At 73.6% G+C, this 11,938-nt stretch carries 8 protein-coding genes; 3 read left to right on the top strand and 5 right to left on the bottom strand.

The window, feature by feature from the left end; all coding sequences use genetic code 11:
• Nucleotides 1–326: 326 nt before the first annotated feature.
• A complete protein-coding gene (locus tag ACFC79_RS02535) occupies nt 327–2,951 on the top strand; it encodes a PQQ-binding-like beta-propeller repeat protein (RefSeq protein ID WP_376234125.1) in 2,625 nt (874 codons plus the stop codon).
• Between the two features lie 185 nt (nt 2,952–3,136).
• Nucleotides 3,137–4,312, top strand: coding sequence for an NlpC/P60 family protein (locus tag ACFC79_RS02530; protein WP_376234123.1), 1,176 nt, complete (start codon nt 3,137–3,139; stop codon nt 4,310–4,312).
• Nucleotides 4,313–4,451: 139 nt separating this feature from the next.
• Here the strand turns inward: ACFC79_RS02530 and ACFC79_RS02525 are convergent, their stop codons facing one another.
• From ACFC79_RS02525 to ACFC79_RS02505, 5 genes are all read right to left on the bottom strand, one after another.
• Nucleotides 4,452–5,690 carry a styrene monooxygenase/indole monooxygenase family protein gene (locus ACFC79_RS02525; protein ID WP_376234121.1) on the bottom strand — a complete coding sequence of 413 codons (1,239 nt, stop codon included), beginning with the start codon at nt 5,688–5,690 and terminating at the stop codon, nt 4,452–4,454.
• Nucleotides 5,691–5,756: 66 nt separating this feature from the next.
• Nucleotides 5,757–6,404 (bottom strand): ATP/GTP-binding protein, encoded by a 648-nt coding sequence (locus ACFC79_RS02520; RefSeq protein ID WP_376234118.1) that lies wholly within the window; start codon nt 6,402–6,404, stop codon nt 5,757–5,759.
• The gene (locus tag ACFC79_RS02515) at nt 6,385–6,798 is read right to left on the bottom strand and encodes a DUF742 domain-containing protein (protein ID WP_376234116.1); all 414 of its coding nucleotides are present in this window, start codon (nt 6,796–6,798) and stop codon (nt 6,385–6,387) included. The genes ACFC79_RS02520 and ACFC79_RS02515 overlap by 20 nt, the downstream gene beginning before the upstream one ends.
• A complete protein-coding gene (locus ACFC79_RS02510) occupies nt 6,795–7,274 on the bottom strand; it encodes a roadblock/LC7 domain-containing protein (RefSeq protein ID WP_376234114.1) in 480 nt (159 codons plus the stop codon). The genes ACFC79_RS02515 and ACFC79_RS02510 overlap by 4 nt, the downstream gene beginning before the upstream one ends.
• Nucleotides 7,271–10,612 carry a nitrate- and nitrite sensing domain-containing protein gene (locus tag ACFC79_RS02505; RefSeq protein WP_376234892.1) on the bottom strand — a complete coding sequence of 1,114 codons (3,342 nt, stop codon included), beginning with the start codon at nt 10,610–10,612 and terminating at the stop codon, nt 7,271–7,273. Before ACFC79_RS02505 ends, ACFC79_RS02510 begins: the two co-directional genes overlap by 4 nt.
• 366 nt (nt 10,613–10,978) lie before the next feature.
• Between ACFC79_RS02505 and ACFC79_RS02500 the strand changes: the two genes are divergently transcribed.
• Nucleotides 10,979–11,764: a hypothetical protein gene (locus ACFC79_RS02500; protein WP_376234111.1), complete on the top strand. Its 786-nt coding sequence runs from the start codon at nt 10,979–10,981 to the stop codon at nt 11,762–11,764.
• Nucleotides 11,765–11,938 lie beyond the last annotated feature (174 nt).

Below are 11,938 nucleotides of genomic sequence, written 5' to 3'. Positions count from 1 at the left end.
ATGCGACTTCGCATCCGAGACGGAGGAGGGAGTGAGGGCGGAGTCCTCGCGACCGACGACAACGCCGGAGGCGGAGTCGCAGGGCGCCGGGAGCCCGCTGCCCGTTGCTTCCCAGGTCGCAACGGCCTGGGGAGCAACGGGGGGTGGACCAGCGAGCGGTGTCATGCGACTTCGCATCCGAGACGGAGGAGGGAGTGAGGGCGGAGTCCTCGCGACCGACGACAACGCCGGAGGCGGAGTCGCAGGGCGCCGGGAGCCCACTCCCTGTTGCTCCCCAGGTCGTAGGATCGACGCTCCGGTCCGCACGGTCAGCAAGGGGGTGCGCCATGGAGGCGCTGCGTCAGGACGATCCACGCCGAATCGGCCCGTACGCCCTGAGAGCGCGACTCCGTGAGACCGCGAGCACCGTGCAGTACCTCGCGCGCGACGCATCCGCCGAGGACCCCAGAGCCGCCGACCGGCCGGTGGTGGTCACCGCGGCCCGGCTCGAACTCGCCGCACTGCCCGCCTTCCGGCGCCGCTTCCTGGCGGAGGCCCGCACCGCGGACCTGCTCGCCGGTCCCTGGGTCGAGCCCCGGTTCGATGCCCCGGCCGACGACACTGCCGACGAGCTGCCGTGGACGGCCGGCCCCCATGTGCCCGCCCTGACACTCACCGAGGCGATCGGGGCCGCGGGCCCGCTCCCCGAGGCCGTGGTGCGGATACTGGGCGCGGGCGTCGCCGAGGTCCTGTCCCGGGTCCACGCCACCGGAGCCGTGCTCCAGGGGCTGGCGCCCGGGACGGTGCTGCTGGCCGAGGACGGGCCGCGGCTCGCCGCGTTCGGCCCGCTGGGCGCGGCGGCCGCCGCCGAGGCCCGCTCCGGCGGGCAGTTGTCCGTACGGCTCGGCTACCTCACCCCGGAGCAGGTGGCGGGCGAGGAGCCCGGACCGGCCTCCGACCTCTTCGTACTGGGCCTGCTGCTGGCGTACGCGGCGACCGGCACGACCCCGCTCGCCGACGGACCCCCCGCCGAGGCCGCCGAGCGCATCGCCCGCACGGACCCCGAACTCGGCGCGGTCCCCGAGGAGTTGCGCGGCCTGATCGCCCGCTGCCTGGCGAAGGACCCGGCCGGCCGGCCGAGCGCGGGGACGGTGGCCGCGGAGCTGGCCCCGGAGGGGGCGGCGGCACTCGCCGGGCAACTCCTGCTGCCGGAGCCGCTGACCGCCGCACTGACGGAACAGCGGCTGCGGGCACGGTCCGCGACCGAAGCCGGGCGCGATCGGCCGTCGGGCGGATCGGTCGGCGGCACCGCGGACACCGTCCCGGCCGACGGGCCGACCGGTACCCCCGTCGCGGCACCGGACACGCCGGGTGCCGCCGCCCCGGACCCGGCGCCCGCGCCCGACCTCACCCCGGACACCCGCACCACCCAGCTCGGTGGCGTCGACCGCCACGGCCCGAGGACCGACCGGCCGACGACCCAGCTGTCCGTCCCGCGCGAGCTCACCGCTCCCCCGGCCGCACCCGCCGCCGGGCCGCCGCTCGCGCCGACCGCCCCCGGCCCGCTGCCGACACCCGTACCTCCGCCGTCCTCCGCCTCCGTTCCCCCCGCCCCCTCGGCCTCTTCCGCCCCTCCCACCCCTTCCAAGCCCGCTGCCCTGGACCGGCGCGGGCTGTTCATCGGTCTGGCGGCCGGTGCCGCGGGACTGGTGATCGGTGGCGGCGGGGCGTACGCGCTGGCGTCCGGTGACGGGACGACGGAGGACCAAAAGCCCTCGCCGGGCGGCAGCGGTCCCGTCGTCGCGGGGCTGGCGCCGCGGCCGCGCTGGGTCTACCGGCACCCGGCGGCCGAGCCGCCGCCGCTCACCGCCGCCCTCTGGAACGAGCGTCTGCTGGTACTGACCGCCGAGAACGGGGCGACCGGCGTCGACCTGCGCACCGGGCGCCGAGTGTGGGCGAACGCGGACGCCGCCAAGGGGCGCGCCGCGCTGCCGGCCGGCAAGGACCTCTGTTTCGTCGCGGGGCCCGACGCGTTCCTGTGGCTATCCCCGAAGGACGGCAAGGTCGCGCACCGGCAGAGCCACGCGGCCCTGCTCCCCGGCGTGCCGGACCTCGCCGTCTCGGAGACCGTCGGCGCGGACGGGTCCGTGATCTGGTTCACCGGCTCGCACAAGGTCACCGTCAAGGCCCCGCCTCCGAAGAAGGGCAAGAAGCCCGGCAAGGACACCCAGGTCGTCAAGGCGTACCTCTTCGCCTACGACGTGCTCCGGCGCAAGGAGCTGTGGCGGGCCCCGGTGCCGGTCGGGCGGGGCCCCGCCGCCCCCGTGTACCGGCTGATCGCCCGGGGCACGAACAACGTCGTCGTGCGCCAGGACCCGGCCACCCTCACCCCCGCCGACCTCGCCGCGGTCAAGGGGAAGGCCGTCTTCCGGAGCTTCGACCGGACGACCGGGAAGCAGCTGTGGGCCAGGGTGATCGGCACGGTCGCACCGGACGGCGCGGCCACCGGCGACGAACAGGGGCTGCTGTACGCGGCCGCGGGCGACGACCTCCAGGCGTTCGAGACCCCCGCGGGCACGCCGAAGTGGATCCTGAACGGCACCACCGGCCTCCCGTACGGCACGCCCGTCGTCGGCGGAGCACTGCTGTACACCACCCATCGCAACCAGGAGGTGGGTGCGGTCGAGCGGGCGACGGGCCGGTTGCGCTGGCGGCGCTCGACGGAGGCGGCACCGGGCGCCACCGCCCCGGCGGTGACGCTCAGCACGACCGGCAGGACGCTGCTGGCCGCGGACGGATCGCAGGTCACCGCCTTCGCGGCGCAGGACGGGCGCCGGCTGTGGAAGTTCCAGGACATCGGGGCCCAGGACCCGAAGGGCCCCACGGTCACCGCCCCGTACCGGGTACTGGCCACCGGTCGGACCGCCGTCGTCCAGCGGGACCGGATCTTCTACGCGTTCCCCGTCGCCTGAGCCGCCCCGGTGCCCGGTGGCGCCGAGCGGCTCCGGCCGGACCTCCCGCGCTGCCGCCTTCCGGGCGAACGGCCGGTCGCCACACCGCGCGGTCCTTGTAACTTCCGGCGACGGGTGTCCGTATGGATGCGTTCGCTCGCTCATGGGGCGGTCCCGCGACGCGCCCCGTCACCGGAGGTGATGTCGTGCCCGGCGGAGTCCTGCGCGGTGCCTGCACCGCGGCACTGGTCACGGCCGTCATGAGCCCGTCGGCGTTCGCCGCGCCCGCGGACCCGGGCCCCTCGGCGAACAGCGCCGGGAAGCCGCCGCCCGCCGCACCGGCCCCGCCCCGGAGTGTCGCGCCGCTGCTGACCGAGCTCCAGAAGCTCTACCAGCAGGCCGAGGAGGCCACCGAGGCGTACAACGGGACCGCGGCGGAGCTGAAGAAGCGCACGGCCGAGGCGAAGCGGCTCGGCGTCTCCCTCACCGCCGCCCGGACCGCGCTGTCCGCCGGCCGCGACGCCGCGGGGCAACTGGCCCGCGAGCAGTACCGGGGTCGTTCGGACTTCTCCGCGTACGCCCGGCTGCTGCTCGCCCCCGACCCCGAGCACCTCATGGACCAGGAGCATCTGCTGCGTCGCGCGGCGGCCTGGCGGGCGGCGACGGTGAAACGGCTCACGGCGGCCGAGAAGCGCGCCGACGCCCTGGCGGCCGAGTCGCGCAAGGTGCTGGACCGGCAGCGGGCCCTGACCGCGCAGCGCAGGAAGCAGCGCGACACCGTGCGGACCCGGCTGCGGGCCGTGGAGGCGAAACTGGCCACGCTCTCCGCCGCACAGCTCGCCGAGCTGGCCCGGCTGGAGCAGCAGAGCACCGCGAAGGCACAGGGCGCCCTGGTCGCCTCGGGGGCACTGTCCTCGGTCCGGCCGCCGTCGGCGGCGGGCGGCGCGGCGGTACGGTACGCGATCGACCAGCTCGGCAAACCGTACGTGTGGGGCGCCGAGGGGCCGGACTCGTTCGACTGCTCGGGGCTGACCTCGCAGGCATGGACGAAGGCGGGCCGGGTCATCCCCCGGACCTCGCAGGAGCAGTGGCGGCAACTGCGCAGGGTGCCGCTGAACGCGCTGCGCCCGGGAGACCTGGTGGTCTACTTCCCGAAGGCCACGCATGTGGCGCTGTACATCGGCAACGGCCTGGTGGTGCAGGCGCCCCGGCCCGGCACGCGGGTCAAGGTCTCGCCGGTGGCGTCCAACCCGCTGCTCGGCGCCGTCCGCCCGGACCCTGGGGGCACCCCGCTGGCCGACTACCACACGCCCCGGCTCCCCGAGACGGCGACCGCGGGCTCGGACGCGGGGTACGGCTCGTCCTCGGCCCCCGGCGAGTAGCGGGCCGTCCGGGCGGGCCGCGCCGCCGTCGAGGACACGCAGCGCCGAGAACGCGCGGCGCCGAGGGCATACGGCACGGACGGGGCGGGGCCCGTCGGCCTCCCGACGGACCCCGCCCCGACTGCCGCGGCCGGACGGCCTACGCCGCCCCGGTCACCTCGGCCAGGTACGCATTGGTCTTCTCCGGGTCGAAGAAGAAGTTCTCGAAGTCCGCCGGGTTGTTGAAGCCGTTGGCGAAGCGGTCGGCGACCGGCTGGAGCTGTCCCGCCGCACCGATCAGGTTCAGCACGTGCTCCGGCGGGACGCCGAGCATCGCGTTGGTCCACTTCACGACGTGCTGCGCGGTCTCCCAGTAGCGGTCGAACGTGGCCTGCATCCAGTCCGCGTCGAACTCTCGGTCGCCGTGCTCGATGATCGAGTCCAGGTAGGAATTGGCGCACTTGGAGGCCGAGTTGGAGCCCTGGCCGGTGACCGGGTCGTTGGCGACGACGACGTCCGCGACGCCGAGCACCAGGCCGCCGCTGGGCAGTCGGCCGATCGGCTTGCGGACGGTCGGGGCGTAGCGGCCGGCCAGGGTGCCGTTGGCGTCGGTGAGTTCGACCTTGGTGGCGCGGGCGTACTCCCACGGCAGGAACCGCTCCATGAGCTCCAGCGTCGTGGCGAGGTGCTCGGAGGGGTCCTTGATGCCCCGGAACACGTCGACGGGCCCGCCCGGTATCCCCTCCCAGAACAGGATGTCGGCGCGGCCGGACGTGGTCAGGGTCGGCATCACGAAGAGTTCGCCGACGCCGGGGACCAGGTTGCAGCGGACCGCGTCGAACTCGGGGTGCTCGGGGCGCGGGCCCATGCCATGGACGTACGCCACGGCCAGGGCGCGCTGCGGGGCGTCGAACGGCGAACGGGACGCGTCCCGGCCGAACATGGAGACCAGCTCGCCCTTGCCCGCGGAGACCAGCACCAGGTCGTAGGTGCGCGAGAAATAGTCCAGGTCCGAGACCGCGGCACCGTGGATGACGAGCTGGCCGCCGCGCTGCGCGAAGGTGTCCATCCAGCCGGCCATCTTCACGCGCTGGTCGACGGACTGGGCGAAACCATTCAGCTTGCCGACCCAGTCGACGGCGCGCGAGGAGTCGGGGGCGGCGACCGAGACGCCGAGGCCCTCGATGCGCGGGGCCTGCGACTCCCAGAAGTTGAGCTGGTAGTCGCGCTCGTGCTGGAGCGCCGTGTGGAACATGCACTGCGTCGACATGACCCGGCCGGAGCGGATCTCGTCGGCGGTGCGGTTGGACATCAGGGTGACTGCGTATCCCTTGGACTGGAGTCCGAGGGCCAGCTGGAGACCGGACTGCCCGGCTCCGACTATGAGTATCTTCCGCATCGCGGTTCTCCGATGTTCTGCGTGTCCGTGCGGGGTGGGGACGGCCGGACCGGCCGCCCGACCGCGTCAGGGGGTGACGTCCAGGGCGTGGCCGACGAGGGCCAGCAGCGACTCGACGACCGTGATCCTCCGACGTGCGTCCATGATCACAACAGGCACGTGCGACGGGATGGTCAGGGCCTCGCGGACGTCCTCCGCCTCGTACGTCGGTGTCCCCTCGAAGTGGTTGACGGCGACGATGTACGGCAGCCCGCAGCTCTCGAAGTAGTCGAGGGCCGGGAAGCAGTCGGCGAGACGCCGGGTGTCGGCGAGGACGATCGCGCCGATGGCACCGCGCACCAGGTCGTCCCACATGAACCAGAAGCGCTGCTGGCCCGGGGTGCCGAAGACGTACAGCACCAGGTCGTCGGCGAGCGTGATGCGGCCGAAGTCCATCGCGACGGTGGTGGTGAGCTTGTCGGGCGTCGCGGTGAGGTCGTCGGTCTCCTCACTGGCCTGCGTCATCATCGCTTCGGTCTTCAGCGGGGTGATCTCGGAGACCGACCCCACGAAGGTCGTCTTGCCCACGCCGAACCCGCCCGCGACCACGATCTTCGTGGCGATGGGTGCCCGGGTACGGTCCAGCTGCCAGGCCTGCAGCCCTTCGTCGGCCTGGTTCTCGGCCCCCGGCTGGCGCAGGGCGAAGAGCGACCGCTCAGAGACGACGGAGTCCATCGAGCACCCTTTCGAGCAGTGCGCGGTCGGGCTGGCCGGTGCCGTGACCGGTCCCGTACACGCGGATCTTTCCCTGGTCGGCGAGGTCGCTGAGCAGGACCCGGACCACACCGAGCGGCATCTTGAGAAGGGCGGAGATCTCCGCGACCGTGCGCATCCGGCGGCAGATCTCGACGATGGCCTGGAGCTCCGGCATCAGCCGGCCGACTGACGCGTCGTTGGCCAGTTCGCGACGCTCCTCGGGCGCTTCGAGCGCGGCGACGAACGTCTCGACGAGCAGGACGTGGCCGAAGCGGGTGCGACCGCCGGTGAGCGAGTACGGGCGGACCCTCGCGGACTTTCGGTCGGAGCCGCGGACGGGAAGCCTGCGGACGGGTTCGGCGGCGGACGTCACTGGGTGCTCTCCATCGATTTGCGCAGCTCACTGCGGAGTTCGGGGGTGAGTACGTGTCCGGCCCGGCCGACGAAGAGCGCCATGTGGTAGGCGATGACGCTCATGTCGCAGTCCGGCGTGGCGTGTACGCCGAGCAGTGAGCCGTCGCTGATCGACATGACGAAGACGCTGCCCTCGTCCATGGCGACCATGGTCTGCTTGACGCCGCCGCCGTCCATCAGCTTGGCCGCCCCCTGGGTGAGGCTGCCGATGCCGGAGACGATGGTGGCCAGATCGGCGCTGGAGCCCCTGGGCCCGTCGTGGCGGCCGGTGGCCGGGGTGTTGAGATGGCCGGGGTCGGAGGAGAGCAGCATCAGCCCGTCGGACGACACGACGGTGACCGAGTGGACCCCTGGCACCTCCTCCACCAGATTGCTCAGCAACCAGTGAAGGTTCCGGGCCTCGGTGCTCAGCCCGAATGTGCTGGGCGCAGTCAACTGCGTGCCTCCTCGACTGTGTCCCCCGTCTCATCGGTTCGGTCGTTGGTGCGGTTGGCCGGTGCGCGATGGTCGGTCGCCGTGGCGGGTGCGCGATGGTCGGTCGGCGCGGTGCGTGCGGCTGGTGCGCGATGGTCCGTGTGCGCGACGGGCGCGGTGACGCCGGGGAGCGGCTGGGTCGCCGTCGTCCCGGCGAGTTCCGCCTCGACGTCGCGGCGACCGTTCTTGGCGCCCTGGTGGAATCCGCCGAGCCGACGGCGCAGAGCCTCCTTGTCCAGGCCGCCCTCCTTGCGCTCGGCGGCGGGCGCCGTGCTGGGCTTGACGACCCGGGGGGTGCGCTTGGGCAGCCCCTTGTCCGTCAGGCGTTCCTGCTGCGGCTGCTCCACGTCCGACTGCACCGGCCGCCGGGGGGCCGGGACGGTCTCGGCGGCCGGGGCGAAGTGCGGCTCCGGGGCGGCGGGCGGCTCCGGGGCGAGGTACGGCTCCGGCTCGGGAACGGACGCGAGGTACAGCTCCGGCTCCGGCTCGGGAACGGACGTGAGGTACGGCTCCGGGGTGGTGTCGGCGGCGTGTGCGGGCGTCGGGTGCGGCTCCGGGGCGACGTGCGGGTCCGATCCGGCCGGACGGAAGGGGTCCGGGGACGCGTCGGCGCTGCGCTCGTGCCGGTCGGGGCCGATGGCGTACGGGCCGGGCGCAGCTGTCCCGGGGGTGTCCTCGGTCCTCGGGGCCACCGGGAGCCGGACCTGCATCGTGATCTCGGAGTCGCCTGCGGGCTCGGCATCGTGCGCCGGGACAGGCCCGTGGTCCGCCGGGACGAAGCCGACGTCGGCCACCGGGGTGTGAGACGCGGTCACCGCAGCGTGCGGCGCGGGGGCGGTCTCCGCGTCCGCCGCCGGGACGAAGCCGGCATCGGCCGCCGGGGCGGTCGGGTGCTCCTCCGCCCGCTCGAAGCCGGGCACGGCCTCGGGACCGGCCGCGACGTCGGCTTCGGACGCACGGATCGCGCGCTCTGCGGCGGCGATCAGCGGGTCGTCGGCTCGGCCCGACGCCTGTGCGGGGAGCTCGTTGCCCTCCCGGCCCGGCGCACCGGCGGGGAGTGCGTTGCTCTCCTGGCCGGGTGCACGTGCGGGAAGCGCGTGGGAATTGGCCTCGGCGACCGAACCCGGCAGGTTGAGCCCCGGCCCGTCCTCGGAGATCTTCACCGGGGGCGGCGCGGCGGCCGACGGCGCCTTCGGAAGCAGGGCCTTGGGCAGTACGACGACTGCGGTGACCCCGCTGCCGGTGTGCTCGCGCAACTGGATCCGTACGCCGTGGCGCGCGGCCAGCAGGGCGGCGACATGGAGGCCGAGACCGGATTCGACCTCCCCGCGGTCGTCCCGTTCCACCGTGTCGAACAGGGCGGGATCGGCGAGCCGGGAGTTCAGCTCGGCCATCCGCTCGGCCGGCATTCCGATGCCCTCGTCCTGGACGGAGAGCATGACCTCGCCCGTCTCCAGCAGCCAGCCGGAGAGCTGGACCTGGGAGTCCGGCGGTGAGAAGGAGGTCGCGTTCTCCAGGAGTTCGGCGACGAGGTGGCTGAGGTCGTCGGCGGCGAATCCGGCGATCTGGGCGTGCGGCGGCAGGGCCTGGATGGTGACCCGCTCGTACCGCTCGATCTCGGAGACGGCCGCGCGCGCCACGTCGACCAGCGGGATCGGGCCCGCGTGCCCGTGCCCGTGCTCGGTGCCCGCGAGGACCAGCATGTTCTCGCTGTGCCGCCGCATGACCGTGGCCATGTGGTCGAGCTTGAAGAGGGTGGCCAGCTGCTCCGGGTCCTGCTCCCGGTCCTCCAGGCTCTCGATGACCCCGAGCTGTCGCTCGACGAGGCCGAGGGTGCGCAGCGAGAGGTTGACGAAGGTGTGGTGGACCGTGTGCTTCAGCTGCTCCAGCTGGGCGGTCAGGTCTGCGGTCAGGTGCTGGAGTTCGGCGCGCTGGGCGGTGAGCGCCTCGCGTCCGGCGAGCAGCTCGGCGTGCTCGGCCCGCAGTCCCTCGAAGCGCCCGTGCTGCTCGCCGAGCAGCTCCTGGAGCCGCCCGTGGAGCTCGTTGACGGAGCGCACGACCTGGGCGAACTCGTCGTTGCGGCCCTTGTAGCGCACGGGTTCGGCGGTGGCGGGCTCCGTCGCGAGACGGGCGGCCCCGATCCGCAGGACGGCGAGCGGCTGGGTGAGGGTGCGGGCCACAGCCGTCGAGACACCGACCGCGATCAGCAGGCAGCCGCCGAGCAGCGCGATCCGCAGTTCGAGCGCGGTGACGTCGTCGCCGCGGAGTTTCTCGAAGCTCGCTACCTGCTCGGTGCCGAGGGCGGACTCGACGCTCCGCATCCGGTCGATCCGGGCGGAGAGCGCCTCCTCGACCTTCTTGCGGCTGGTGCGCCGGTCGGAATCGGACAGCTCCGGGCGGTCGGCGAGGGTGTTGAGGTACTTCTCGGCCTTGGTGACCTCGGGTCCGGTGACGGTGGAGGTCAGGGTGTCGCGGGTGGCGGGGCTCGCGGACTGGTCGAAGTCGGCGAGCGAGGCGAGTTCACCGACCCTGGCCTGCTGGGCCGCGGCGCTCAGCCCGTCGCGGGTGCGGTTGTCCTCGTCGCTGCCCCCGTCCTCGGTCTGCACGGGCAGGCCGGTGATCGGGTCGGTTTGTGTGCTCGTGTCCCCGGCCGGCACGGAGAGCGCGGCGAGCAGCAGCCCCCGGGTGGCGGACGCCTGCTCGGTGGCCCGGCCGAGGGCGAGCGGGGCACGGGTGGCGTCGACGGCGCGCGGCGGGGTCTTCCGGGCGAGCTCGTCGGCCACGGCGTGGAGCTTGGCGATGACGTCGGTGTACGCCTGGTGGGTCTCCAGCGCCGTGCCCTTGCCGCCGAGCGCGTCGCGGCGCAGCGAGGGGATCGTGGCCAGGTCGCGGCGGAGCGCCGCGGGGGCCGCGGTGCCGATCTCGTCCACCTGCCGGTCGACGCGGGCACCCCGGGCATCGGTGTCGCTCGTGCCACCGGACTTCCCGTCCCGGCCCGCCGCGATGAGGGCGATGACCTCGTCGCGTTCGTCCGCGAGGGCGTGCGCGAGCGCGATCGCCTGCTGGTTGAGCTCGGCGAGGGTGACCAGCCGCTGTGACTCGTTCAAGTCGGAGGACACGCCGAGGATCGCAGGGGCGCCCGCGGCGATGACGGTGATGCCGACGACCGCGACACCGGCGACCAACCTGCTGCGTACGCGCACCGCGCGCCGGGTCTTCCCGCTTCCGTCGGACACCGGAGGCGTCGCCCCGGATCCGCTGTGCTCGCTGCCCTTGCTCCGAGGCCGCTTCTTCTGCACCGGTGCTCGCATTCTTGACTCGTCCGCCCTTGAAGCAGAGGTGACGCGCGGTCACGTGTGAGCGAGCGCCCCGACCCCTGGTACGGCTTCCGACCATTCCAGTGCTTTTGAGAGGGGGGCGCGCATCAACCGCTCCGCCACCCGAACGAGTGAACATCACTCCAGAGTTGACGAACAAGTCTCCCCCGGAGGCCGCCCGGCCACACCTGAACCGTCGGCTGGAACTTCCGTCCAGGCTTTGGCAGGATGCCCGCCCGCACGCCACGCGGATCCCTTCCTTCCGCCTCTACGCAGCCCTTGGCCTGCTGGTACAGGCCAATTTCGGCCACGTGCAGGGCTCGTGAAGACGTCGTGCAGACTGACCACATGCGCATCGAACTCGCCACCGCCGCCGGCCGCGCCGACCGCCCGAACGAGGACTGGGCCGCCACCGCCCTACCCGCTTCCGGCCAGGGCGGGACACTCGTCCTGCTCGACGGGGTGACTCCGCCGCGCGGTGACGACGGCTGCGTGCACTCGGTCCCCTGGTTCACCGCGCGACTGGGCGGATCACTGATCGAACTGTCCGTTTCACGACAGGATCTGACCCTCCAAGAGATCTTGGCCGAGTCCATTCGGCGTACCGCCGAGTCCCACCGAACCACGTGTGACCTTTCTCACGTCCGGACACCCCAGGCGACGGCCGTCATGGCGCGCTGGGACACACGGGAAATCGAGCACCTGGTGCTCTCCGATTCCGTACTTCTGTTCGAGTTGTCCGACGGGAGCGTCCGTCCCCACGTCGACGACCGACTGGACCGCCTGCCGCCGGGTTCACTGACCGACGAGGCCGCCGTCGACACCCTGCTCCGGAACAAGGAGGGCGGCTTCTTCACCGCCGCGGCCGACCCCTCCGTGGCCGCCCGCGCCGTCACCGGCCGCACCCCGCTCACCGAGGTGCGGACCCTGGCGGCGCTCACCGACGGGGCCGGCCGCTGGGTCGAGACGTTCCGCGAGGGCGACTGGGCGGACTGCCTCGCGGTGCTCGGCGAGGCGGGCCCCCAGGGACTGATCGACCGGGTCAGGGCCCTGGAGGACTCGGACACCGGACGCGCGCTGCTGCGCCGCGGCAAGACGCACGACGACGCGACGGCGGTGCTGGTGACGCCGTGACGGCTCGTGCACCCGCCCGTCACCGAGGCGGCCGCACACTCCCCCGGACGGGCCGCCGCGCACGGCCCAAGGGCGTGGGGTCGTGGGGGCGGGCGGCCGGGGGGGCGCCGGGCCCCGCCGCGGCCCCCGGCCCCCCCCCCCCCCCCCCCCCCCCCCCCCCAGCCCCCGCCGGGG

The sequence above is a fragment of the Streptomyces sp. NPDC056061 genome, from assembly GCF_042266885.1.
GTDB lineage: Bacteria > Actinomycetota > Actinomycetes > Streptomycetales > Streptomycetaceae > Streptomyces.
Note: the sequence above shows the minus strand (reverse complement) of the source record. Positions and strands in the feature narration are given on the sequence as shown.

Bases quoted from the DNA above. Each gene is read 5' to 3' on its own strand.
- ACFC79_RS02535 (WP_376234125.1), top strand. From the start codon at position 327: ATGGAGGCGCTGCGTCAGGACGATCCACGCCGAATCGGCCCGTACGCC.
- ACFC79_RS02525 (WP_376234121.1), bottom strand. From the start codon at position 5,690: ATGCGGAAGATACTCATAGTCGGAGCCGGGCAGTCCGGTCTCCAGCTG.
- ACFC79_RS02520 (WP_376234118.1), bottom strand. From the start codon at position 6,404: ATGGACTCCGTCGTCTCTGAGCGGTCGCTCTTCGCCCTGCGCCAGCCG.
- ACFC79_RS02500 (WP_376234111.1), top strand. From the start codon at position 10,979: ATGCGCATCGAACTCGCCACCGCCGCCGGCCGCGCCGACCGCCCGAAC.